This is a genomic window from Celeribacter sp. (assembly GCF_048259695.1).
In the GTDB taxonomy this organism is placed as follows: domain Bacteria; phylum Pseudomonadota; class Alphaproteobacteria; order Rhodobacterales; family Rhodobacteraceae; genus Celeribacter.
Genome location: NZ_JBLXHL010000013.1, coordinates 1 through 22,458 on the forward strand (window position 1 = coordinate 1; position 22,458 = coordinate 22,458).

Genomic DNA, 22,458 nt, shown 5'->3' on the forward strand with positions numbered 1-22,458 from the left:
GCCTTCGCGATCACCTCGTGTACGTGAACAACTCGCCCCGTCCAGGGGTGCCAAGGGTAGAGTACCTCGCGCTCCTCGGTCCCGTGGGTGTTCTGTGATTGAGTTGTACAATACGGACCGCCCGCATTCGTCCCTGGTCAACCAGACGCCGCAGCAAGCGCGCCGGACGCTTGAGCAATTTGAGGGCTCCACGCCCGGCGCGCTTGCGCAAGACGATGAAGCCGAATACCCAAATCCAACCTGCAGACTCTCGTTATGAATGAGGGACCGGCAGGGGGCAGGTCACGCTGCACATGCGGGCCGGCAATCAGTCAAGATTAGGCAACAAGGCCGTCAGAAAACCAAGGCACAGTATTAGGGAGAAATATCCAAAGACCTGCTCCATTCCGAGTTGGTCGGCTAGAGCTCCAAGCCCCGCTGCACCTAGTGCCCCGACGCCGAAGGCAAAGCCGAACACGAAACCTGACACCATGCCGACCTTTTGTGGCAAAAGCTCCTGCGCAAAAACCACGATCGCCGAGAAGGCAGAAGACAAAACGAGCCCAACTACGATACTGAGGCCGACCGCGGCCCATAGGGATGTATGCGGGAGAACCACAGAAAACGGCAGCGCCCCCACAATCGACCCCCAGATAACCTTCTTACGCCCGATACGGTCTCCAACGGGACCACCGAAAAACGTGCCGAGCGCAACCGCAGCAAGGAAGACGAACAGAAACCCTTGAGCATGGGCGACTTCCATTCCGTATTTTTCGATCAGGAAAAACGCATAGTAGCTCTTGAAGGTCTCGATATAGACGAACTTGCTAAGTAGCAGCGCACCAAGAACTGCGAACGCAACCAGAAGCCTTGCGCGGGAGAGGCGGAGCCCGATTGTTGGCCGCACCCCCGCGCTTTGCGTCATGCGCTGGTGGTTCGTGAACCAACGTGCGATCCACAGCAGTATCATGACCGCTACAACAGCAAGGAGCCCAAACCAGGCAGTCGTGGCCTGTCCGAACGGCAACACAATGAGCGCAGCAGCGAGCGGCCCTAAAGCAGTCCCCGCATTTCCGCCGACCTGAAAACTGGACTGGGCGAATCCAAAACGTCCTCCGGACGCCATTCGGCAAACTCGTGAAGCCTCGGGGTGAAACAGTGCCGACCCGAAACCAAGAGTGGCAGAAGCCAGCAATAACCCTGCAAACGACCCGGCCGTCGCGAGCAACACCACGCCGAGCGCGACCACGGCCATGGACACCGCAAGAGAATAAGGACGCGGACGTAAATCTCCGTAAAGTCCCAGAATGGGCTGCAAGATGCAGGCGGTGATCTGCTGAGCAAGCGTCAGGAGCCCAAGCTGGAAGTAGCTCAGCGCGTATTCTCCCTTCAGCACCGGGTACAATGCGGGCAGGAGGAACTGGATCAGATCATTGATCAAATGCGTACCGCTCACTGCGAGGATAACCGCATAAGAAGTTGAGATCATAGCAGGGCGCTGCGCTATCATAAAAGCCTCGACAAGACAGAAGATCGGATAGAACCGATGAATGCAAACTGGGATCAGTTTACATGCTACAGGCGAGGCTTCGCGCTAGATCGGATGACAGGAGGCTTTAGAAAAGCTAAACTCTGAGAATGCAAAAAAAACTTCGACACCTACCTCCCTTGAATGCTTTGCGCACGTTTTCGGTTGCGGGCCGACTCCTGAACTTCCGGGAGACTGCCGAGGAGCTTGGAGTCTCCCAAGGCGCAGTTGCTCAGCAGATAAAAATTCTGGAGGGACATATGGGCATGCCACTCTTCACACGTTTACCGCGAGGCGTAGCCCTCACCCTCGATGGGGCTACCTATCACAAGGAAATACGGCGCGCTTTTGGTATCATGCGTGAAGCGACTGATCAGCTACTAGAGAGCGGTAAGTCGCTGACCATCAGCGTGACCCCTACCTTTGCAACGAAACTTTTGATCCCAAACTTACCATCTCTCAACGCAGCTCTGCCCGGTATAGAAATCCGGACTATCGCGACAGTCTCGGTTTCAGATTTTGACCGGGATCAAGTTGACATTGCCGTAAGGGAAGCAAGGCCTCCGTTTCCCCCAAACCAAGAAGCCAAGCTGCTCTTCAATCAGGACTGGGTTCTCGTCGGCAATCCACATTTGCTAAACGGGTTGCCGCGTCCTTTGACACCTGAATTTATTCAGGAATTGCCTCTGCTTCACGACTCATATCAACACTGGAATGCGCACCTCAATACAGAAGCCAGATTGCCAGGGCCACGTTTCAACCAGATATCTTTAGCGCTTGACGCAGCATTGGCGGGTCAACGGTTAGCAATCGCCAGTCGGTCATTTGTGCACAGCGATCTCCTTGCCGGCCGCCTCATTGAGGCGGGACAGGCCGGATATGAAACTGGTACCGGATACTATTTAGTGAGGAAGAAACAACGGCAGCCCTCGCGCACTATCGACGCGGTTTGGTGTTGGTGCCTTGATACCTTTTCACGGCGTTGAATTATGGGTCGGGTAGACCCTCCTTGCAGCAATTGGGCGCCCAACTGGCCCAAAAAATCTGAAGGCGGACACCGTAATGTCAGGTATAACCATGTTTCCTCCTGGAGTTACCTCCGGCAATCTCAGAACTCTTCTCGAGATGTCCCTGGGAGATCGCTGCGCATAGACGCCCGCGAATCGCCCGGGGCTAAGGGCGGTTCAGCAGAAGAAACCGGAACTTGATCTGATACCTGACCATGGATTGATCGTTGCTTGCCGCCCGAAGGGTGTCAATCCCGGCGCACTGACCGCGCTCGCGGAGTGACGGGAAAGCTTCCCCGCGACAGCACCTCTCCCTCTTCGTCGACAACCAGGCGGAACGCGCGGTCGACGCGATAGAAGGTCATGCGCCAACGTCCTTCGTCTTCGCCCGTCCCGCTTTCGGAGCGGCTGCTGATGAGACCGTTCCGCATCTCCTCCCGGACCTGCTCTTCCGTGATCTTGAAAGCTCTTGCGATGGTGGCCGCTTCCACAACGAACCCACTGTCGGTTTTGGATACTTCGCTCATCGCACCATCTCCCGTTCCCTGATCCCGCCCGATCGCCGCCAGTCTGGCTTTGCGCGGGTTCGCCCGATTGGGCTCGACTTCAATAGGTATCTATAATACCACTTGAAGGGTATGCCCCGTCAATACAACTCCGAACAAGGTGCCCCACCGATGTCATCCACCCGGACTTCCTCATCGCGCAGCCTTTCCGCGCGACCGGCGATCACAGCCGCTCTCGAGGCACGGACCGGGCTCGATGACGAAGTGCTGCGCGAACTGGTCCATGCCTTCTATGGCAAGATCCGCAACGACTCGGTTCTCGGCCCTATCTTCGCGGCGCGCATCGATGACTGGCCACCGCATCTGGATCGGATGACATCCTTCTGGTCCTCCGTCGCCCTGATGACAGGCCGTTATCATGGCGCCCCGGTGCCCAAGCACGTCGGCTTGCCGATTGACTGGAGCCATTTCGAGCGGTGGCTCACACTCTTTCGCGAGACCGCAATGGAGATCTGCACACCTGCTGGCGCCGCCCATGTCATCGAGCGGGCCGAACGCATCGCCCGGTCGCTCAACTTGGCCATCGAGGATGCCAAAGGCACCGGCGTCCCGAAGCTTGTTTGATCCTCGCATGGCGAAGCAATCCGACATCGACATCGCCCGAGCTTTCGACAAGGCGTCCGACTCTGACCGTGCTAGGCTGCTGGTGGATCGGATCTGGCCGCGAGGAATCTCGAAGGCAGATCTCGGACTCGATGACTGGCTCAAGGACATCGCGCCGACCACCGAGCTCAGGAAATGGTTCAACCACGACCCGGACAAATGGGGCGAATTCCGTAACCGTTACCTGCACGAACTGGCTGACAACACGGACGCCGTTGACCGCTGCCTCGCATGGTGCCGGGCTGGATCCGTCACCCTTCTCTTCGCTGCGAAGGACCGGGAACACAACCAGGCGGTGGTGCTGCGGGATTATCTGAAACAGCGTCTCACGGGGGATACCACATGAATGCCGATCTGGGGTCCCTTCGCACCCCCCTGTGCGATCTTCTGGGATGTGAGTATCCCGTCATCCTAGCCGGTATGGGAGGCGTCGCGCGCGCAGAACTGGCCGCCGCGGTCGCCAATGCGGGCGGTTTCCCGACACTGGGGATGGTGCGCGAGGCGCCATCACTCATCATCTCGGAAATCGAGGCCTACCGCCGGCTGTCGGACCACCCCTTCGCCGTCAACCTCATCCCGGCAGCCACGGAGCCCGACTTGCTGCAGCAGCAGATCGAAACTTGCCTTGCGATGGAGGTGGCGGTCTTTTCGTTCTTTTGGGACGTCGTGCCCGAGGCCGTTTCCCGGGTGAAGACCGCAGGCGGTCTTCTGCTGCACCAAGTGGGCACGCTGCGCGCGGCACGGGAGGCCGAAGCCGCCGGTGCGGATGTGTTGATCGCACAAGGGCAGGATGCGGGAGGTCACGTGCACGGGCGCATCTCGACATTCGACCTGCTCCCGGCCGTATTGGAAACTACGGCGCTGCCGGTTGTTGCCTCCGGCGGCATCTGCACCGGGCTGGCGCTGGCCGAGACGTTGGCGATGGGGGCGCAGGGCGTGCAATGTGGCACCGCCTTCCTCGCCACGGAGGAATCCTTCGCCCATGATTGTCACAAGCGGCGCATCGTCGATGCAGGGCCGCAGGACACGGTCCTGACCGACGGTTTCGTACTGAACTGGCCCAAGGGGTCGGCCGTGCGCGTCCTTCGCAACAGCGTTACCGACAGCTTCGGCACAGATCTGGTGGGCCACGATCCCGACGCGATCCCTCGCGAGGTCATCGCCCATGACGGCGATATTCCACGTCTACGCCAGAGTACCGATTCACCGCTGCGCACGACGACGGGCGCACTGGAGCAGATGCCACATTATGCCGGCGCCGGATTGGGGGAAATCGTCGAGACCGTGCCAGCCGCGCGCCGGCTGCTCGACCTTTGTACCGAGGCGGCGGCGCTTCGCGGCATCGCCGGACGGGCGCAGGCCCCGGGCGGGGGCGCAGCATGACCATCCTACTGCTTCTCATCCCCGTGACGCTGGCGATGGGCGCTGTCGGACTCGGCGCGTTCTTCTGGGCGATGAGACACGACCAATTTGACGATCCGGCAGGCGACGCCGCCGGATCCTCCAGACGGAGGACCGTCCGCTGCCACCAAGACATAGAACCGACCGGGAGGTTGCCAAATGATGGAGCGGTTGACAGGTGCCGAACGCCAGATCGCATGATGATTTGTGTCTTCATGGCGATTGTCGGGCTGGTATGGCGCAGCGGGTCGGGCGATCCGATGGAGCCACGGCGCGATCGTGCTGATTGCAGCCGTATTACGACCTGCTTCGTCCTGCGTGCGATTGGCGAGCCCGAACCGGCCGAGGACCGCACGAACAGCTACTACGACGATCCGACCAAGGCCGGGCTGGTGATCGCTCTGTTCTGGGCCGTCGTCGGTATGGGCATGGGGTCTGGGTCGCGGCGCAACTTGCCTGGCCCGATCTGCGCTTCGACGCGGCGTGGTCGAGTTTCGGCCGCATCCGCCCCGTTCACATCGGGGTGATATTCGGATTCGGTGGCAATGCTCTCATCGCACCTCCTATCGTCATACGCACCACCCAGGCGGCTCGCCGGACATGTCTCACCGTGGTTCGTGCTTTTGAGGCTTCAACCTCTTCTGCATCGTCGCCGCCTCGGGCTACCTGATGGGCGTCACCCAGTCGAAGGAATACGCCGAGCCGGAATGGTATGCCGACATCCAGCATCATCGTCTGGTGGTCTACGCCGTGCTCTACATCCGCACGCTGGCGCGCCGCAACGAGCCGCATATCTACGTGGCGAACTGGTATTACCTCGCCTTCATCCTGGTCGTGGCATCCTGCATCGTGAACAACCTCGCCGTGCCCGCCAGCCTGGCAGAACAAAGAGCTACTCGGCCTTCTCGGGCGTCAGGACGCCGATGACGCAATGGTGGTATGGTCACAACGCTGTCGCCTTCTTCCTGGCCGCTGGGTTCCTCGGCATGCTCTTACTACTTCCTGCCCAAGCGGGCAGCGACCGATCTATTCCACCGGCTGTCGATCCTGTCGTTCTGGGGCATCGTCTTCTTCTACATCTGGGCCGGCTCGCACCACCTGCATTACCGCCCTGCCGCAATGGGTGCAGACGCTGGGCATGACCTTTCGGTCATGCTGCTGGTCGCCCTCCTGGGCCAGCGCGGCAACGCGCTGACGCTGAACGGCGCCTGGCACAGGTCGGGACGATGCCACGCTGCGCTTCGTGATGGTGCGCGGTATTCTACGGACTGTCGACCTTCGAAGGCTCGTTCATGGCGGTGCGCGCGGTCAATTCGCTGTCGCATTACACGGACTGGACCGTGGTCACGTCCATGCCGGCGCGATGGGCTGGGTGGCGCTGATACCTTCGCTCGATCTACTCTGTCGTTCCGCTGCTGTGGAAGCGCGAGACGATGTATTCCTGGAAGCTGGTGGAATGGCACTTCTGGCTCGCGCTGGCGGGCACGGTGATCTACGTCTTCGCGATGTGGAACAGCGGCATCATCCAGGGGCTGATGTGGCGCACTACACCGACAGCGGCACGCTGGCCTATTCTTTCACGGACACGCTGGTGCCATGCATCCCTATTACGTCGCACAGCCTGCGCGGGGCGCTGTTCCTGACCGGTGCGATCCTGGCGGCCTACAACGTCTGGATGACGATCCGGCACGCCCCTGAAAAACGCCCGGAACGCGACTACCCGACTTCGTCCGAGGCGGCCGAACCGCCATCCCGGCAGCGGAGTGACCCGATGTTCGCAAGATCCTCTCCCCCTTCGCCCGCTTCTTCGAATTCCACGCCCGGACCCACTACCGCACCGAGCGGCACTCGATGGCGCTGACCCTCGGGATCATCGTCGCCGCCGGGGTGGGCGGTTTCGTGAAATCGCGCCGCTCTTCACCATCGACGAAACGGTCAGGCGGCGCCCGACATGCGGCTCTACACGCCGCTCGAGCAGGCGGGCGCGACATCATATTCGCGAGGGTTGCTATGCCTGTCACAGCCAGATGATCCGCACGCTTCAGGACGAGGTGGACCGCTACGGGCTACTCGCTGGCGGTGGAATCGCAGTATGATCACCCGATGCTCTCGGGCTCAAGCGGACCGGGCCGGACCTTGCCCGGCTGGGCAAGCAAGTATTCCGACGACTGGCATGTGCGCCACCCTGGTCGATCGCGCGCCTTGGTGCCGGGATCGGTGATGCCGCAATACGCTTTCTTGCTGGATACCATGCTCGAGACAGAGAGCCTGCCGGATCGCCTTGCGGCCCTGCGGGTGGTGGGCGTGCCCTACAGCGACGAACAGTCGCCAATGCCGATGCCGACGCGCGCGGACGGGCTGACCGACACCGACGCAGCCGACGGGTAACCGAGCGATACGGAGACGCAACCAGCGTCCGCCACTTCGACGGGCAGCGGGACCGCGTCACGGAGATGGATGCTCTGGTGGCTACCTCAGATCCTCGGCAGGCTCACGGATGCCGCCTTCGCAAATCAGCCACTCAGGAGGACTGAATTGATGGACCTTACCCATGACCTGACCTCGGTGATCGCAAGTCCTTCGGGCTGTTCTACCTCATCGCCCTGTCGGTGGGATCACCATCTACGCCTATTGGCCGTCGCTGGGCAAACGCTGATAAGGCCGCGAACAGTATTCTGGATGACGGGACGGACCATGTCGGTAAAGGAACGCGACCCACTGACCGGCCACCAGACGACAGCCACGAATGGAACGGCATCACCGAGCTGAACACACGCGTGCCGCGGGCGGTGTGGTTCTTCATCATCGTCACGCATATCTGGGCGCTGGTCTACTGGGTGCTCAGCCGGCCTGGCCTCTGGTGAATACCTATACCGCAGGCTGCTGGGCATTGATCAGCAGGAACGGGTGGAAGAGCGCGTGGCTGCCGCGGATGCCGCCCGTGGCGTCTGGGCGGACCGGATCGCCGCGCTTCCGCTGGACAGATCCGGACGACACCTACTGATGACCCACATCGACCAGACCGCACCCGCTCTTCGGTGACAATTGCGCAGCCTGCACGACCGCGCGAAGGCGCCCCGGTTATCCCTCTCTGGTCGATGACGCGTGGCTCTGGGGCGGCGACGACGGGCGATCCTCGAAACCCTGCGTGTCGGCATCAATGCCCGCATCCCGACACGCGCTATGCAGATGCTCGCGTTTGGCCGCGATGGCATGCTCGACCGGGATCAATCCGCGTCGTGGCGGACTACGTGCAGTCGCTGGCGGGTCTCGACAGCGGTGCCTCGCGAGCGGCTGGAAGAAGGCGCCATGCATTTCGCCGACAATTGCTCCAGCTGCCATGGCGAGGATGGGGCGGGCATACGACCTCGGGGCCCCGGACCTCACGGACAGCCACTGGATCTACGGCGGCACAGATCAGGCGCTGTTCGAGACCATCTATGGCGGCCGACGGGCTGGATGCCCGCATGGGAAAACCGCCTGACAGAGCGCAGCGCAAGATGCTTGCCATTTACATCACCTCGCTGGCCGATGGAGGCCGGAATGACCATTGAGCGGCCCCAAGTTCTGGCGTCTCCGCCGCGTTTCTGGTCGTGGCCATCTTCGTGGGCGCCAACATCATCGTCTCGGTCTCGCTGTCGTCGCAACCGGGCTGCGTTGAAACCGCCAGGAAGGCGCCGGCACCTACCGCCCGGCGAAACCGTCAGCTGAGCCAGAACAACGCCCCGCCGCCGCCCGACAATCCGCACGCCGGGGCATCGATCGAAGGTGGTCGCGCCCCTTGCGCGCGAGCCCGACGCCCGCGATCTCCGGCGCACGGCCTTCACATGGCTGCCGGGCCGGGTGGCGCGATCTCTGGACCCATCCGCTTCCAAGGCCTGATCTACGGCCTCGGCGTTTTCCTCGTCTCGGTCGCCGTGGTCTGGTTCCTGTTCCACCTGGAATTCGACTATGCGCTGTTCCCGCGCTCGCCGGGTTCATGGTGGTCAGGCGCTGATCGCCGGCGGACTTTGAAAAAGCCGACGACTGGGGCAGGCGAACCGGTCGGCCTCGGGCCAATGCTGTTCGTCCGGCTTCGGTCCGGCGGTGCCGGTGTCTTCATGGGGGTCATGCTGCTGGGGCTCTTCCTGCTGTGGATGCGCGCGGCGGTCCTGATCTATGCGCTCTTCTTCGGCATGGTGGCCTTTCCCGGCACCGAGGAGATCGCTCCGATGCTTCTCCTGACTTCTACTGGCTGGGCCCTATTGCTGGTCGGCTCTGCCGTCGGTGCGCTCTTCGCCGCCTTCTCCTTCGCCATCAGCGTCTTCGCCTTTCCAATGCTACTGACGGAGCGGACCGACGCGCTCTCCGCGCTCGGCATCAGCATGGCGATGGTCTGGAACAACCTTGCGGTGATGATTGCCTGGGGCGCCATCGTGGTGGCGCTGTTCGTCCTGTGCCTGCTCACGGCTGGGCTGGGGTTGATCCTTGTGTTTCCATTGCTGGGACATGCGACGTGGCATTGCTACCGCGCCATCCGCTCCGACGATGCCGCCGGGCATGAGGATGATCGCATGTTCATTCGTCCGGCCTGATACTCCATCGGCTAAGCTGCAGGAGCCTGCGACCTGATGCGAGACCGGTCGCGGCAAGGCAAATGTCTGGGACATCGCCAGTGCTGCACCCGAAACCGATTGTCGTCGGCCTTGGAACAAACGCAGCGCAGCTAACACTCACCGCGCCCACAGCCGCACAGCATCCCCTTTGACTCGATCCTGCGGGATAACGGTTTGCACACCGGTCGAGGATCAAATAGCTGATTGGAAAATGGGCGCTCGTGATGCTGATGCACACATTTTTAGCATCCAACCAACACTCCCCTTAATGCGACGAGACACATGAAGAATATCGACGAAAAGCTACAACCGATCCTTGCCGAAGTGGCGCGGCGAAACGCGGGAGAGCCGGAATTTCACCAGGCGGTGCACGAGGTGATGGAAAGCCTCGGGCGCGTCGTGGCAAAGCACCCTGATTATCTCGAAAAAGCGCTCATCGAGCGGATCTGCGAACCCGAGCGCCAGATTATCTTTCGCATCCCTTGGGTTGATGACCAAGGGAATGTCCAGATCAATCGAGGATTTCGCGTCCAGTTCAACTCGTCCCTCGGTCCCTACAAGGGAGGGATGCGCTTCCATCCGTCCGTCAATCTGGGGATCATCAAGTTTCTCGGCTTCGAGCAGACCTTCAAGAATGCCCTGACCGGCCTGCCGATCGGTGGCGGAAAAGGCGGAACGGATTTCGACCCCAAGAACAAATCCGATGGCGAGATCATGCGCTTCTGCCAATCTCTCATGACCGAACTGCACCGCCATCTGGGCGAGCAGACGGATGTGCCGGCCGGCGATATCGGCGTTGGAGGACGTGAAATCGGATACATGTTCGGGCAATACAAGCGCCTGACCAACCGATATGAATCGGGCGTGTTTACCGGCAAGGACATCGCCTACGGCGGATCCCGAGCCAGGACAGAGGCTACTGGCTTCGGGAACACGTATTTTACCAAGGCAATGCTTGAAACGCGCCAAAGCGACTTCGACGGCAAGCGCGTCGTGGTATCGGGTGCGGGCAATGTCGCCATCCATACCATCGAAAAGGTGCAATCGTTTGGAGGCACGGTCATCGCCTGTTCGGATTCCAGCGGTTACGTCATAGACGAAGCCGGGATTGATCTTGCCCTGCTCCAGGAGATCAAGATCGTGCGCCGAAAGCGCATTTCGGAGTATGCCCGGTTGCGTGGGGACGGGGTTCATTTTGTGCCTGTCGGGAAAGGCTCTGTCTGGGATCTGCCCTGTGACGTGGCAATGCCCTCGGCCACCCAGAACGAACTGACAGGCAAGGACGCGAAATCACTGGTCAAGAACGGCGTTCTGGCTGTCGGCGAAGGCGCGAACATGCCCTGCACCCCCGAGGCGATCCGCATCCTGCGCGAGGCCGGCATCCTGTTTGGGCCCGGCAAGGCGGCGAATGCGGGGGGCGTAGCAACGTCGGCGCTCGAAATGCAGCAGAACGTCAGCCGTGATCGCTGGAGCTTTGAGCAGACCGAACAACGGTTGGCACAGATCATGAAAAGCATCCACGACAGATGCGCCGAAACTGCCGATGAATATGGCGCTCCCGGTGACTACGTCCTCGGCGCGAACATCGCCGGTTTCGAGCGGGTTGCGAACGCCATGCGGATGCTGGGAGTGATCTGAGCCGATCCCTTCGGTCATCGAAAGACGAGGGCGATCTCTTCCTTGCCCAGCAGCTTCCATCGACCGGGAGCCAGAGAGTCGAGCAGGCAGAGGTCGCCCAGGCGTTCACGTCGCAGAGCTTCGACGAAATTGCCGGTGGCGGCAAACATGCGGCGAACCTGGTGGTATCGTCCCTCGGTCACGGTGATCAGAGCTTCGGTTTCCGAGAGTATGTCCAGCGCCGCCGGCGCCAGGGGTTTGTCATCGCCTCTGAGCGTGAGTCTGCCCGACGCAAACAGTGCGGTTTCCGTGCCGTCGAGTGGGCGGGCAAGCGTGACACGGTAGGTTTTTCTGAGCCGGCTTCTCGGGCTGCTGATACGATGCAGAAGGTCTCCGTCGTCGGTCAGAAGCAAAAGGCCCGTGGTCTGTTTGTCCAAACGCCCAATGGTCGAAATTGCGGGCTTGCGGCGTCGCCAGCGCACAGGCAGCCTGTCATAGACAAGTTCGCCTGCCTCCTTGTGCGAACAGGTCACGCCCAAGGGTTTGTTCATCATGACGACCAGGCCGGCAGGAGGATCAAGCGGCTTGCCCGCGACCGTCATGCGGCGGGGCAGATCCGCGCTGACAGGGATGCGGATGGAGGGGTCCAGGATCTCAGCCTGATCAAAGACAATGCCACCAGCCCGCGCCAGCCGCGCGATGTCCTTGCGCGCACCATATCCCATCGAGGACAAGAGCTTGTCTACACGTGTGAATGAACTGCTGGACAAGTCCGGTGATCCTCGTAAACGAAACGCACCACGACGGGTTCTTGCGGCTCTATCGCCATGATCGGTCCCACCCGGAAAGTCCAGTTTGTATGCTGGAGAATGACCGGCTTTCGCTCTATTGGAACGATAGTTTCGGGAGCCGGAGAGTCATAGCCCAGAGCGCCATGGGGTCGCTCGGTGTTGTGGTGTTTCCTTCTTCGCACGATCGGAACCAGCGCTTGGCTGGGACTACAGAAGAGTTGTCCGCTGAACACTTTTTCGCCGGACCGGGCATTGAAGCTCATGCAGCACACGTTTTCCCAAGGCAAACCCAGCTCGGCGTACGCTTTCCCGGTTACGCTGGCCGAATCCAGTGCCTGACAGCCTCGACGGTTCCCTCACCCGCGAAGCGCGCGCCGCAACCTTTTGCGCTCTTCGAAGTCCTCGGTGACGTCGCGCATGATCGCCGCGACCGCCTGCAAGTCACCGTCCTCGCCGCGCAACGGGACAATGGAGAACTGGATCGAGATTTGCGCTCCGTCCTTCCGGATTGCAGGAACTGACAGAAGATCGCCTTCGCCATACTTGGTTTGGCCGGTCCGCATGGTGGCCTCGTAGCCGATCCAGTGTCGCTCACGCAGTCGCTCCGGCGTGATGATGTCCAATGACTGACCAAGCGCCTCACCCTCTGCAAAGCCGAATATCCGCTCCGCGCCCCCGTTCCAGACGCGGATGATGCCTTTGCGGTCGGCGACCACCAGCGCATCGGGCATGCCCTCGAACAGCTTTCGCGCAATCTGGTCCCTGTCCATTGTTACCCTCCTACCTCGGTCCCACGCTCGGTGAGTATGACATCCATCGGGATATCGTAGGGTTGCGGATAGATTGTGGGTAGCTTCGCCGCGGCGAGACCCACGCCGATGCTGAAGGGGCGCGGCGAGAGCGCCGCCAGGGTTCGATCGAAATACCCTCCACCATAGCCAAGGCGATAGCCTTCGCTGTCCCATCCCATGAGAGGTGCGAGAACGACGTCCGGCATCACCTCCGGAGCGTCCCGTGGCGGCACGGGAATGTTCCAGTGTCCGCGTTCCATCCGGGTTTCCGGAGTCCACAGGCGGAACACCAAGGGCGCCGCCCGCGTCTCCACCAGAGGCAGAGCGATGCTGCGGCCAGACGCCTGCATCTCGACCATCAAAGGTCGCAGGTCCGGCTCATCCTTGATCGGCCAATAGAATGCGACGACTACGTCGCCTATCCCGGCAAAGTGCGCCGCAAACAATCTGTCCAGTCCTGTCATCATCGCTGCACGGGCTATTGTCCTCTGGGACGAGGAAAGCGTCCGACGCTCTTCGCGAAGCCGCTTGCGTTCCGCCGTGCGCCACCGGGCCACGTCGCGCGCTTGTTCGGGATCTACGGCCAAGGGGTCGAAATACCCAGGATCGACCTCTGCCGCCATGCAGGGCGGCGAGGCAAAGTTTCCCTCACTCTTGAAGCTGTTGGACCCATTTCCCATGTCCGGCTCCCAACTTCAGGTATAGTTATCCTCGTGGCAGGAGCTGCCTCTCTGCGCCGGGACTGTTCACTTCTCTGGATAAGCGCCATAATAGGCACTGTAAATACCACTTCATGGATGGCAGATGCGCCTTACCTCCTTCACCGACTACGGACTCCGCATGTTGATGCGCCTTGCCAGCGCGCCGGACCGGGCTTTTTCCACGGCTGATCTCGCCGAGGAATTTCAGCTTTCCCGCAACCATCTCATCAAGATCATGCAGAAACTCGGCCGGGCCGGGCTGGTGCAGACACGCCGTGGAGGCGGTGGCGGTGCCACCCTGGCCCACGCCCCCGAGGAAATCCGGTTGGGAGACGTGGTGCGAGTGTTGGAAGAGGGCCAAGCCCTTGTCGAGTGCTTTCAGCCGAACGGCGGGGATTGCACGATCAACGGATGCTGTCGCCTGAAAACCCGACTTCGGGTGGCCGAGATGGCCTTCATCGAGAACCTCAACCGCTCGACCCTTGCCGATGTTGCCCTCCCCGCACCGGAACCTGTCTGACGCGGCTTCATGACGCCATGTTGGCGCACGTTAACTGAGACTGCACGCTACGTGCGGTTCCTTACCGAAGATCGGACCGCTACTCGACGCGTCAGGCCGGTTCCACGGATTCGATCTTCATAACGCGGACAATGACAGTACTGCCGTCTTCTTTCTTTAATGGCTCTTTTTGATGTCTTGACATGCCTAAGAGAGTTGCGCCGAGCAGAGATCCCACGGGAATATGGCCCGGTCGTTCTATTATACTCATGGTCAAAATGCCTTTCTGTACTGAACCAGTGCTTTCAGCATAAGTAATGCGTTTCATAGGCAATGCGATTTGGTCGATGCCTTTGCCAACCACTTTCCCGGCCTCTCGCATCTTGTAACGCAGAATTCCTTTTACAAGACGCGGCATTTTCTGTGCCGCTGGGTCATCTCGGGAAAGTAGCCACTCGATGTCGGCGCGGTCAGAAGGCCGAAGGAAAAACTCGGCGTCGTTGAGGTGCTTTTCTGGCGTGGTGTCGTAAGCAAAGCTATTCGGCACCCGCACATGTTGTGCGTTGGTCATGATTATCTCCCAGGGGCTGATCTCGGCAGACCCGATGTCTCTATCAAAATGTTCGAGAAATCCCCGGGTGGCCGTGAACGCGGTTACGCGCTCGCCGCCCGGGCAGGGAGGCGGTTCAGAAGCAGAAACCGGAAGAGGCTTTCGTTCGTAACCATGCATACAAGCTATGCAACAAATGGATTCTGTCAAGCGTCACGGCCGTGGTGCGGCGAAGTGGCACCACTATGAGAGCCAGTTCTCACTGCTGCGCGACGATAAACCGAGGTCCTTGATCTCCTTTGGAGGGGCGTGATCCGTGAGGCTCGTCCGCCTCTGATGGCGTCAGTGCCAGAAGGTCGCAGGCCACGCCGTTCTCTTGATAAACACACGCGGATTGCCGATATCTCAAGCATGACCATGTTCAGTCTTCATAGGAGGTTTCTGCTCAACGCAGGAAACACACTGAACCGCCGGTAGCCCCGGGCGGGATCAGGCCGCTTGCCGGTCCGCGCCTCGGGGTTTTCTCGATCTCTTACAGATCAGTCGAAGTGACAAACGCACCAATTTGGCCGGAAGATCACGCCTGTGCGGGTAGCCCGGCTGATGTTGTGCGTGCAACACGGTTCAGTTTCTTCGTCATGGAGCATGACATGCACCCCCACGTCTTCAAATCCGATACCCCTCACTTCCCACCCCCTCGAACGGTCGCTCAGCGCAACCGCAAGTCCGGAGCGTTTCGACGTTGGCTCCGAACCACATTTCTCCAATGGCAACGCCGGAAGATGATCGAAACTCTTCGAGGCATGGACGATCGCCTGCTGCGCGACATCGGGATTGATCGCAGTGATATCCCGCGCGTCGTCAATGGTCTCACAGATCGTGAACTGAGCATGCGTCCAGTTTCTCCGGATGTGCAGGTCGATGTGCGGTGGCGCGGCGGCCGAGCGGCATAGCCGGGCCAATTCTCGAGAACCCGCACCACGGTACCACCGTGGTGCGCAGCCTTCGCCGTGTAGTAGCTCTCTATGCAACGATGAAAAGGAGTGACAAAATGATGATTTCCAAGGCAGATTTCGGAGAACTGTTTCCGGAGCTTTTCCGGCCAAGTGACATGGAGAGGTCGGTCGCTGAGCCGAGCGCCAAATGCCTGGCGCGGTGGGAAGACGATGGTGGTCGCACGACATCGACAAACATCATCCTGCTGCCGAACCGTCGGCCGATGCAGGAAGCTCGACGTGACTCAGTCTTCCAGGTGCGTAGTCGGTGACCCCCTGACGTCGAAGTCCGCCTCGTGGACCTCTTCAATAATTCGCCTTCTTCACCTTTGCGGGATCCGTGCATCCTTGTCCGTTCCAATACCCGCCCGGTCTCGAAGATTGACAGGGTGCGCCCAAAGACTAAGGTCTCCTCATGGTCACGCACGAAAACCTCTTCCGGTTTCTGCTTCTGAACCGCCCGGGTCCCCGGGCGGTCTGCGCATAAGCGCGTCTTCGACCACCCGGGGCTTTCTCACATCCTTGCATCTGAGAACGCGGGCTTTACCGCTCCGGGAGACATATCATGACCATTACCAGGATCACCCACCTGCCTGCTGGCAGTGACTTTCGATCGCTCTTTGAACGCTCCGCTGTCGAGACAGGCTTTCTTCTCACTGTCGACGACCGGCTCGGTATTGATCGCCTGCTCCGCCATCGCGGAACCAGGAATTCGCCAAACCCACCTCTTCTAAATGGGCTGCTGCGCCACAAGCTGCGGATCTCGCGCGGAACTCCCGAGCCGGCCTCGCCTGATCTTGTCGTGGCCGGATGCCACGTCACCTACATGATCAGCGGTGAAGGCGCTCGCAGCGGCGTGCTCTCCATGAACCCCACGCCGGTCCCAGGACATATTCTCGTCGCTTCATTGCTTGGGGCGACCCTGATCGGGATGCGAAAACTGCAGAAGGTTCCGCTTCTGCGGGACGACGGTCAGATCGAAGTCGTCGTGGTGTTGGATGCGCATCCGTCTCCGGACCAAGCCGCGGCCTGATGCTCTGATCCACTCTTGGCGGATCAGGGACCATGGCCACCTATAGTTCACTCACACCACCAGGTGGTGGAAAGGAAACTACGATGAACAAACAATTCTCTACGTCACGCGGCACCGGCCGGCGGCCCAGGGTCGTCATAGGTGCGGACTGCCTGGAAAGGCTCGAGGCACTTGCGGAGGGCGCGATCCAGCGCAATCCGGACCTTGCCGACCGGCTGCTCGGCGAAATCGGCCGGGCCCGTATCGTTCCGGCGGCGAAACTCCCGCAGAACGTCGTGGCCATCGGTCGCGCGGTCACCTATCGGGATGAGTCGACCGGCCAGGAAAAGATGGTAACGCCCGTCTATCCAGAGGACGCCGACATCGCACGCGGGCGGATCTCGATCCTGACACCGATCGGGGTTGCCCTGATCGGACTGGCAGAGGGCGCATCGCTCCACTGGGATACCAGGGATGGAAAGCGGCGGGTTCTGACCGTGCTCCACGTCGCGTCCCAGGATGCCCCCGAAGGCCTGGAGGCACAATGAACGGACATTCCCTGGGCCCTGCCGAAGCCCATGCTCTGCCCGGAAGGAGCCGCTCGATGCGCTGACGAAGCCACGACGCTCCTTCCGGGATATCGGCAATCGCCGCTTCGGCGTCTTTTCTTCCCGTTGAAAGAGGGTCTCATGATTCGTCACCTTCCGCTTGCCTGCCCGTCCTGCAAGACATCGCTTCCCCGGGCGGCCGCCCATCGGTGTCCCAGCTGTCGGCACATTCTCGGGGGCAATACCCCCACTATCCGAATTTCCTGTCGTCGTTGTGGCTCTGCCGTCGAGCGACATGCCGGCGCTGCCGTGACCTGCCTCCAGTGCCGGTCTCGCCGACCATCGCGGCACCAGCAACAGGGCTGCTGACATGAGACGTCTCTCTTTTCTCCGTCGGCTGATGTGGCCTACCGTTCTGCTTATTGTCGCCGCCGGTCTGGTATTCTTCGACCAGGATGTCGAGCAGCGGGTCGGACTATCTCTCCGCCTGCTTGGCGGCGTTGTCAGCTGCCTTGCTGCGGCCTGGCTCGGTAGCCGACTGTTCGGCCTGTTCGCAGTTCGCCGGAGACGCGACAAGCGCCCATACCCGCGCCTGTTTCGGGATCTCGTGGCGGTTCTGCTGTTCTTCGCCGCCATCGTTGCCTCTGCCGCGCTTTTGCTGGAACAAGGTCTCCTTGGCGCGCTTGCTGGATCGAGCTTGATACTCGCGGTGCTGGGGTTCGCAATTCGGAACGTCGTGGCTGACACGCTGTCCGGCATTGCACTGGGGGTCGAGGCCCCCTATCGGATCGGTGACTGGGTCGATATCGAGCAGGTCGCACGAGGCAAGGTCATCGAGATCGGCTGGCGCACGACACGGGTGTTGACCTTGGACTCGACCTACATGATCCTGCCGAACAGCCAGATTGCGCGCCGACGCATCACCAACTACTCCGCTCCGAGACCGCAGTATCGTGCGCAGCTGTCTCTGAAGCTATCGCATGAGGTTTCCGTGGATGCCGCCAAGGAAATGATCCTGAAGGCGGTAAGAGAAGCGCGCCTGATCCAGACCGAACCGGCACCGGATGTCCGCGTTCAGGAGCTGGGAAGCGACGGAAACTCCTATGCGGTCCGGTTCTGGCTGTCGCGCTTCGAACGGGACGTTGATTGCCGGGACGAGCTTCTATCTCTGATCGACCGCGCGATGCGGCAAGCGAAAGTCCCGACCCCACGCATGCAGATCGAACTGAACCGTCCTCACGGGAAAGCCATGCTTCCCGTCGAACATGAAACGGACGTCGCACGGATATTCGCAGTGCCGCCCAAGACAGAGCGCATCGAAGCGTGAGGAGTGGCTGACAACATGGAGAGAAATCCGATGAAAACGGGCATGGCGGCCAGCACGTGGTCCTTTCCGGCTGCTCGGGGGCGGGAAGTCGACGTTGCTGGCCGAACTCGCTTCCCGAGGCTTCGAAACTGTCGAGGAGCCCGGCAGGAAGATCGTGCAGCGGGAGCTGAACGGCGCAGGCGTGGCACTTCCCTGGGTCGATCTCGAAGCCTTCGCAAGGCGCGCCATCGACATGGCGACCGGAGACCGCAACCGCGTCGCGTCTTCGTAGAGTTGGGTGTTCTTCGATCGCGGGCTGCTGGATGCGGCCATCGCGCTGGAACATGCAACCGGATTGGCGGCCTCCGTCACCCTGACGGGACACGCCCGCCTCCATCACCAGGTGTTTCTGACCCCACCTTGGCCAGAAATCCACCACAGGGACACTGGACGCCGACGAAACCTGAAGGACGGCATCGCCGAGTATCATCGGCTGATCGAGGCTTTCGGCCGGCTCGGATATCATCCGGTCATTCTGCCAAAGCTCTACGTCGAAGCGCGAGCCGATTTCATTCTGAGCGCGCTTTCCTGACGCAACGAGCCTTGCCGAACAATCAATCCAGAGATCTGTCTGCTCTCCGGATTGGACAAATCCTGCGAAGACCCTTATATGAGCGCCGCAAGGCAGCATGCGATGGCGTCGCGCGTCCGCTGCTCGACCCCGATATTTTCAACCGATGTCCTGAACGCCCGGACTTGCTCTCGCACATATCTTGCGGAGCCTGAAGTTATGAGGTGTCCTATGACTCTTGCCTTGCTCGACAGGTCGCAGACCATGTGGACTGGCTCTTTCGCAGGAATGACCTGCATGGCCGCGGCGATGCTCCTGCTACCACTGGGCGACACGTTTTCGAAGCTGCTGACGGAGACACTGAACCCGATCGAGGTCGCGACCGTGCGCGTTCTCGCCCAGGGGGCCTTCCTCCTGCCGGCGGCGGTGTTGCTGCGGAATCGTCTCAGGGGCGCCATGTTCTCGCCGGTTGTCGCGCTGTCCGGTCTTCTGGTGATGATCACGCTCATCTGCCTGATCGGCGCCTTCGCTGTCATGCCGATTGCCACCGCGATCGCCATCTTCTTCGTGGAGCCATTGATCCTGACTGTGCTGGCAGGTCCGCTCCTGGGCGAGGCCGTGGGTCCGCGACGCCTCGCGGCCGTCGGCATCGGTCTCGTGGGCGCGCTGATCGTCATTCGGCCGGGTGCCGAGTTCGAGATCTCCTCGCTCCTACCACTCCTTGCGGCCGCCTCCTATGCGCTCAACATGATCGTTCTGCGCCGTGCCTCGCGAACACGCTCTGGGCTGACCATTCAGTGCGGCGCTACGATCTATGCCTGCGTCGGAATTGTAGCGCTTTCCTTCGGTCTTCACGCAACGGATATTGTCACCCCGGACCCGAGCGCCCTTTCGGCTTGGGATTGGGTCCTGATTCTGGGAAGCGGCCTCCTCGCCGCTGCGAGCTATGTCCTGATCGCCGAGGCCTTTCGCCACGCTGAAGCCGGTCTCCTCGCACCATTCCAGTATCTCGAGATCATCGGCGCTACCGCCGCCGGGTTCTTGGTCTTCGGAGATTTTCCAGATGGGATGACTTGGCTGGGGATCGCAGTCATCCTCTCCTCGGGCCTTTACGTCGTTTACCGGGAGAGATCACGCACGCCGGCCTCCATGCTGGATGACGTCCCAGGGCTGTGCTCCTTTGTCGATTGAGAACTAGGCTGGAGACTTGCGACGGGCGGACTCCGAGGGTGCGCCGTTGACGTATATGTCAATGACGCATATATGGTGGCAGAAGATGAAACGTTTGCAGACAGTGGTCGAGCTTCCCGAGTTTCAGAAGCGCGCAAAGGCGATCATGTCGGAAGAGGATCGTGCGGCGGCTTTCACCTTCATCGCCGCGAACCCGGTAGCTGGTGTGTCGCTGGGCGGCGATTTACGCAAAGTTCGCATACCGCGTGAAGGCGGCGGCAAGAGCGGTGGGTTCAGGACGATCTACGTGTTCGGTGGCAGTCACATGCCAATTTTCCCGGTCACGGTGTTCGCCAAGAACGAGAAGGCCAACCTCTCGAAGTCGGAGCAAGCCGCGGTCGTCGAGATGAGCAAGGCGATCATCGCCAAGTATGAGGATAGCAGATGAGCGTATTTGAATCTGTAACCGAGGGGCTCGAAGAGGCTCTGGCTTTCGCGGCCGGCCAGCAGGCTGGCGCCAAGGTGCATGACGTCGCGGTCGCGAGCGTCGATGTCGCAAAAGTCCGGCAGAAATCTGGGCTGTCACAAGGCGAGTTTGCCAAGAGCATTGGCGTCGCGAAGGGCACTTTGCTGAACTGGGAGCAGGGGCGCCGGCACCCTACCGGGCCGGCGCGGGTATTGCTGGCACTCATCGCCAAGCAACCCTCGGTCGTTCAGGATCTCCTGCGCGGTAGGTGAGCCAGGAAAGACGCTGACGACAGCTTTCGGCGACGTTCCCACCGTCACCCTGAAGATGGGCGCCACGGTGCTTCGAGACCGTCGGGGGCCGGCTGCATCGATGCGGGACCGCACTCTCGGTTCCCTTGTCTGAAATATGTAGCAGATTTCGCACATGATGGACGCTGGATCAGCTGGAGCCTTGCAGGGGAGGTTTCGGTCCAAGTCAAAGCTCTTGGCAACATCCCAAGTAGGTGACTGGCGCCATGGTCAAGCCTGCAATGCTTCCGGGTCCTCCTCAATGTGGAAGGCAGGGTCGGTCTTGAGGCGGAGTGTGCCGAAGCGGTCGCGTCTGAAGGTGCCCAGACTTGTCACGACATGGTTTTCGGTCCTTTCTGTTACCAGAATGTGAGCACCATGCCAAACATGCCCTTTCGGTCCGCAGACAATGACAAAATCACCCATTGGGCCGTGTCCTCAAGTCTTTCCGCGAAAATCTGCAGGCTGAAAGGGATGGCTTCACCGTCGCGGCCGCCATTCATCATGACACCGGACTTCGCCAAAGCTATGGTGCGACAGTGATGGCGCCGCGGCAATTGGCTGATCCGTATCAGAGCCGCTGCTGCGGACGTTCTCTCTATCATCTCTGCGCTGCACCGCATCAATTACACGATAAATGTTTCTCAGTTATTTAATCGATTTCCTCCGAAAGCCGCTTGTCTGGTTGCGAAGGTATCCAGCTTCCATGGGTGCGGAAACTTCTGAGCTCGTTGCGACCGGCCGCCTTGCGGATGCGAACACCGCTCAATTGCGCGCCTCTCACACGCACTCGGACGCGGCCTCCGAACAGATGTCTGTGCAGGTGACCGAGTCTCTGGACAAGGAATGCGCGTCCCGAGTTGGTCTGGTCGTAGGCGTCCCCGATCGCGCCCATCCCAGAGCGGCACCGCCAAGTCAGGAGGCGCCAGGGGCCTCCTTCAACGACCCTGAGTCGACGCCGCGGGCTTGGCGCCGGGATCTCGCCATCATCGATGGCATGGATGTGATTTGCTGGGAGGGAGGGGTCGCAAATCCGGAGGCACTGCGCACCGTGATCGATATGCTACAGGCGGGGCGGGTCACGCCGCATATCGTTCTGGCCCCTGAAGCCTGCCGGACGTCGTTGGGCGAAGAGGGCGATCTCCGCGCATTCCGACGGCTTCTGGATCGTGACGTGAATATCGACATCTGCCCATCGGACAAGTCGGTCGCGGCGTGGGTGATCGAGCTGGCGGACGATTTGGATGCGCCGATCGTGTCGAACGATCCTTACCACGCTTGGCCAGACGCTCGCGATTTTCCACGGCTGTAGCCTTTCCCTACCTCCCTGTTGGACTTCGGCCGAGCTTGCCTCGGCCATTTTTTTTGTCCGCACGTCTCTTCAGCGGTGTCTCAGCCCTAGCGGAGCGCCTGGCGCGCCAGCGCGGCGATCAGATCCGTGCGCGTGACGATGCCGACGATGCGTCCGCGCT

The 22,458-nt window shown here is 60.8% G+C and carries 30 protein-coding genes and 3 pseudogenes; 25 read left to right on the forward strand and 8 right to left on the reverse strand.

All coding sequences use genetic code 11. The annotated features are described in order from the left end of the window. Nucleotides 1-106: 106 nt before the first annotated feature. A pseudogene (locus ACN0Q0_RS15395) lies at nucleotides 107-259 on the forward strand (IS3 family transposase); the annotation flags it as partial. Nucleotides 260-307: 48 nt separating this feature from the next. Here the strand turns inward: ACN0Q0_RS15395 and ACN0Q0_RS15400 are convergent. After that, nucleotides 308-1,468: an MFS transporter gene (locus ACN0Q0_RS15400; protein ID WP_343504810.1), complete on the reverse strand. Its 1,161-nt coding sequence runs from the start codon at nucleotides 1,466-1,468 to the stop codon at nucleotides 308-310. Nucleotides 1,469-1,617: 149 nt separating this feature from the next. Between ACN0Q0_RS15400 and ACN0Q0_RS15405 the strand changes: the two genes are divergently transcribed. Beyond that, nucleotides 1,618-2,493 (forward strand): LysR substrate-binding domain-containing protein, encoded by an 876-nt coding sequence (locus ACN0Q0_RS15405; RefSeq protein WP_343504811.1) that lies wholly within the window; start codon nucleotides 1,618-1,620, stop codon nucleotides 2,491-2,493. Between the two features lie 269 nt (nucleotides 2,494-2,762). Here the strand turns inward: ACN0Q0_RS15405 and ACN0Q0_RS15410 are convergent, their stop codons facing one another. After that, a complete protein-coding gene (locus ACN0Q0_RS15410; protein ID WP_343504812.1) occupies nucleotides 2,763-3,041 on the reverse strand; it encodes a DUF6522 family protein in 279 nt (92 codons plus the stop codon). 150 nt (nucleotides 3,042-3,191) lie between these two features. On the opposite strand from ACN0Q0_RS15410, the gene ACN0Q0_RS15415 reads away from it, so the two are divergent. From ACN0Q0_RS15415 to gdhA, 12 genes and pseudogenes are all read left to right on the forward strand, one after another. After that, nucleotides 3,192-3,644 carry a group III truncated hemoglobin gene (locus ACN0Q0_RS15415; protein WP_343504813.1) on the forward strand — a complete coding sequence of 151 codons (453 nt, stop codon included), beginning with the start codon at nucleotides 3,192-3,194 and terminating at the stop codon, nucleotides 3,642-3,644. Nucleotides 3,645-3,651: 7 nt separating this feature from the next. Further along, nucleotides 3,652-4,029, forward strand: coding sequence for a DUF488 domain-containing protein (locus ACN0Q0_RS15420; protein WP_343504814.1), 378 nt, complete (start codon nucleotides 3,652-3,654; stop codon nucleotides 4,027-4,029). Then, nucleotides 4,026-5,066, forward strand: coding sequence for an NAD(P)H-dependent flavin oxidoreductase (locus tag ACN0Q0_RS15425; protein WP_417244250.1), 1,041 nt, complete (start codon nucleotides 4,026-4,028; stop codon nucleotides 5,064-5,066). Before ACN0Q0_RS15420 ends, ACN0Q0_RS15425 begins: the two co-directional genes overlap by 4 nt. Beyond that, nucleotides 5,063-5,611 (forward strand): cbb3-type cytochrome oxidase assembly protein CcoS, encoded by a 549-nt coding sequence (gene ccoS / locus ACN0Q0_RS15430; RefSeq protein WP_417244251.1) that lies wholly within the window; start codon nucleotides 5,063-5,065, stop codon nucleotides 5,609-5,611. The genes ACN0Q0_RS15425 and ccoS overlap by 4 nt, the downstream gene beginning before the upstream one ends. Before the next feature lie 142 nt (nucleotides 5,612-5,753). Further along, nucleotides 5,754-6,011 (forward strand): hypothetical protein, encoded by a 258-nt coding sequence (locus ACN0Q0_RS15435; RefSeq protein WP_417244252.1) that lies wholly within the window; start codon nucleotides 5,754-5,756, stop codon nucleotides 6,009-6,011. 12 nt (nucleotides 6,012-6,023) lie between these two features. Further along, complete coding sequence (locus ACN0Q0_RS15440; RefSeq protein ID WP_417244253.1) at nucleotides 6,024-6,575, forward strand: cbb3-type cytochrome c oxidase subunit I; 552 nt, start codon at nucleotides 6,024-6,026, stop codon at nucleotides 6,573-6,575. Continuing rightward, nucleotides 6,518-6,727, forward strand: a complete 210-nt coding sequence (locus ACN0Q0_RS15445) for a hypothetical protein (protein WP_417244254.1) — start codon at nucleotides 6,518-6,520, stop codon at nucleotides 6,725-6,727. The genes ACN0Q0_RS15440 and ACN0Q0_RS15445 overlap by 58 nt, the downstream gene beginning before the upstream one ends. 120 nt (nucleotides 6,728-6,847) lie before the next feature. Next, a pseudogene (locus ACN0Q0_RS15450) lies at nucleotides 6,848-7,472 on the forward strand (cbb3-type cytochrome c oxidase subunit II). A 221-nt stretch (nucleotides 7,473-7,693) separates the two neighbouring features. Then, nucleotides 7,694-7,948: a cbb3-type cytochrome c oxidase N-terminal domain-containing protein gene (locus ACN0Q0_RS15455; protein ID WP_417244255.1), complete on the forward strand. Its 255-nt coding sequence runs from the start codon at nucleotides 7,694-7,696 to the stop codon at nucleotides 7,946-7,948. A gap of 349 nt (nucleotides 7,949-8,297) precedes the next feature. Beyond that, the gene (locus ACN0Q0_RS15460) at nucleotides 8,298-8,795 is read left to right on the forward strand and encodes a c-type cytochrome (RefSeq protein WP_417244259.1); all 498 of its coding nucleotides are present in this window, start codon (nucleotides 8,298-8,300) and stop codon (nucleotides 8,793-8,795) included. Further along, nucleotides 8,678-9,658 (forward strand): DUF2189 domain-containing protein, encoded by a 981-nt coding sequence (locus tag ACN0Q0_RS15465; RefSeq protein ID WP_417244256.1) that lies wholly within the window; start codon nucleotides 8,678-8,680, stop codon nucleotides 9,656-9,658. Before ACN0Q0_RS15460 ends, ACN0Q0_RS15465 begins: the two co-directional genes overlap by 118 nt. A gap of 303 nt (nucleotides 9,659-9,961) precedes the next feature. Next, the gene (gene gdhA / locus ACN0Q0_RS15470) at nucleotides 9,962-11,317 is read left to right on the forward strand and encodes an NADP-specific glutamate dehydrogenase (RefSeq protein ID WP_343504821.1); all 1,356 of its coding nucleotides are present in this window, start codon (nucleotides 9,962-9,964) and stop codon (nucleotides 11,315-11,317) included. A 14-nt stretch (nucleotides 11,318-11,331) separates the two neighbouring features. Here the strand turns inward: gdhA and ACN0Q0_RS15475 are convergent, their stop codons facing one another. Genes ACN0Q0_RS15475 through ACN0Q0_RS15490 form a run of 4 tightly spaced genes read right to left on the reverse strand, consistent with a single transcriptional unit; the run spans nucleotide 11,332 to nucleotide 13,558 of the window. Next, nucleotides 11,332-12,066: a pseudouridine synthase gene (locus ACN0Q0_RS15475; protein WP_417244257.1), complete on the reverse strand. Its 735-nt coding sequence runs from the start codon at nucleotides 12,064-12,066 to the stop codon at nucleotides 11,332-11,334. Next, on the reverse strand, nucleotides 12,039-12,419 hold the full coding sequence (locus ACN0Q0_RS15480) for an integrase core domain-containing protein (protein WP_417244260.1): 381 nt from the start codon (nucleotides 12,417-12,419) through the stop codon (nucleotides 12,039-12,041). Before ACN0Q0_RS15480 ends, ACN0Q0_RS15475 begins: the two co-directional genes overlap by 28 nt. A gap of 24 nt (nucleotides 12,420-12,443) precedes the next feature. Continuing rightward, nucleotides 12,444-12,857 (reverse strand): PAS domain S-box protein, encoded by a 414-nt coding sequence (locus ACN0Q0_RS15485; protein ID WP_343504822.1) that lies wholly within the window; start codon nucleotides 12,855-12,857, stop codon nucleotides 12,444-12,446. Between the two features lie 2 nt (nucleotides 12,858-12,859). Further along, on the reverse strand, nucleotides 12,860-13,558 hold the full coding sequence (locus tag ACN0Q0_RS15490; protein ID WP_343504823.1) for a 5-formyltetrahydrofolate cyclo-ligase: 699 nt from the start codon (nucleotides 13,556-13,558) through the stop codon (nucleotides 12,860-12,862). Nucleotides 13,559-13,682: 124 nt separating this feature from the next. Here ACN0Q0_RS15490 and ACN0Q0_RS15495 point away from each other — a divergent pair, with 124 nt between their 5' ends. After that, entirely contained in the window at nucleotides 13,683-14,099 is a 417-nt protein-coding gene (locus tag ACN0Q0_RS15495) for an RrF2 family transcriptional regulator (protein WP_222257069.1), read from the forward strand. 91 nt (nucleotides 14,100-14,190) lie between these two features. Here ACN0Q0_RS15495 and ACN0Q0_RS15500 read toward each other — a convergent pair whose 3' ends face one another. Continuing rightward, the gene (locus ACN0Q0_RS15500) at nucleotides 14,191-14,649 is read right to left on the reverse strand and encodes a hypothetical protein (protein WP_343504824.1); all 459 of its coding nucleotides are present in this window, start codon (nucleotides 14,647-14,649) and stop codon (nucleotides 14,191-14,193) included. 629 nt (nucleotides 14,650-15,278) lie between these two features. On the opposite strand from ACN0Q0_RS15500, the gene ACN0Q0_RS15505 reads away from it, so the two are divergent. The 9 genes and pseudogenes from ACN0Q0_RS15505 to ACN0Q0_RS15545 all read left to right on the forward strand — a co-directional run bounded on the left by ACN0Q0_RS15505 (nucleotide 15,279) and on the right by ACN0Q0_RS15545 (nucleotide 20,968). After that, entirely contained in the window at nucleotides 15,279-15,581 is a 303-nt protein-coding gene (locus ACN0Q0_RS15505; protein ID WP_417244258.1) for a DUF1127 domain-containing protein, read from the forward strand. A 98-nt stretch (nucleotides 15,582-15,679) separates the two neighbouring features. Beyond that, nucleotides 15,680-15,895, forward strand: a complete 216-nt coding sequence (locus ACN0Q0_RS15510; RefSeq protein WP_343504825.1) for a hypothetical protein — start codon at nucleotides 15,680-15,682, stop codon at nucleotides 15,893-15,895. Between the two features lie 293 nt (nucleotides 15,896-16,188). Then, a complete protein-coding gene (locus tag ACN0Q0_RS15515; protein WP_343504826.1) occupies nucleotides 16,189-16,656 on the forward strand; it encodes a hypothetical protein in 468 nt (155 codons plus the stop codon). 83 nt (nucleotides 16,657-16,739) lie between these two features. Then, nucleotides 16,740-17,183, forward strand: a complete 444-nt coding sequence (rnk, locus tag ACN0Q0_RS15520; protein ID WP_343504827.1) for a nucleoside diphosphate kinase regulator — start codon at nucleotides 16,740-16,742, stop codon at nucleotides 17,181-17,183. Between the two features lie 370 nt (nucleotides 17,184-17,553). Then, entirely contained in the window at nucleotides 17,554-18,510 is a 957-nt protein-coding gene (locus ACN0Q0_RS15525) for a mechanosensitive ion channel family protein (RefSeq protein WP_343504828.1), read from the forward strand. Between the two features lie 94 nt (nucleotides 18,511-18,604). Beyond that, a pseudogene (locus tag ACN0Q0_RS15530) lies at nucleotides 18,605-19,081 on the forward strand (AAA family ATPase). Nucleotides 19,082-19,357: 276 nt separating this feature from the next. Beyond that, nucleotides 19,358-20,251, forward strand: a complete 894-nt coding sequence (locus tag ACN0Q0_RS15535; RefSeq protein ID WP_343504829.1) for a DMT family transporter — start codon at nucleotides 19,358-19,360, stop codon at nucleotides 20,249-20,251. An 85-nt stretch (nucleotides 20,252-20,336) separates the two neighbouring features. Then, complete coding sequence (locus ACN0Q0_RS15540) at nucleotides 20,337-20,678, forward strand: type II toxin-antitoxin system RelE/ParE family toxin (RefSeq protein ID WP_343504830.1); 342 nt, start codon at nucleotides 20,337-20,339, stop codon at nucleotides 20,676-20,678. Next, the gene (locus tag ACN0Q0_RS15545; RefSeq protein WP_343504831.1) at nucleotides 20,675-20,968 is read left to right on the forward strand and encodes a helix-turn-helix domain-containing protein; all 294 of its coding nucleotides are present in this window, start codon (nucleotides 20,675-20,677) and stop codon (nucleotides 20,966-20,968) included. The genes ACN0Q0_RS15540 and ACN0Q0_RS15545 overlap by 4 nt, the downstream gene beginning before the upstream one ends. 249 nt (nucleotides 20,969-21,217) lie before the next feature. On the opposite strand, the gene ACN0Q0_RS15550 is transcribed toward ACN0Q0_RS15545, so the two are convergent. Continuing rightward, the gene (locus ACN0Q0_RS15550; RefSeq protein ID WP_343504832.1) at nucleotides 21,218-21,412 is read right to left on the reverse strand and encodes a hypothetical protein; all 195 of its coding nucleotides are present in this window, start codon (nucleotides 21,410-21,412) and stop codon (nucleotides 21,218-21,220) included. Between the two features lie 280 nt (nucleotides 21,413-21,692). On the opposite strand from ACN0Q0_RS15550, the gene ACN0Q0_RS15555 reads away from it, so the two are divergent. Further along, nucleotides 21,693-22,298 carry a hypothetical protein gene (locus tag ACN0Q0_RS15555; protein WP_343504833.1) on the forward strand — a complete coding sequence of 202 codons (606 nt, stop codon included), beginning with the start codon at nucleotides 21,693-21,695 and terminating at the stop codon, nucleotides 22,296-22,298. Nucleotides 22,299-22,458 lie beyond the last annotated feature (160 nt).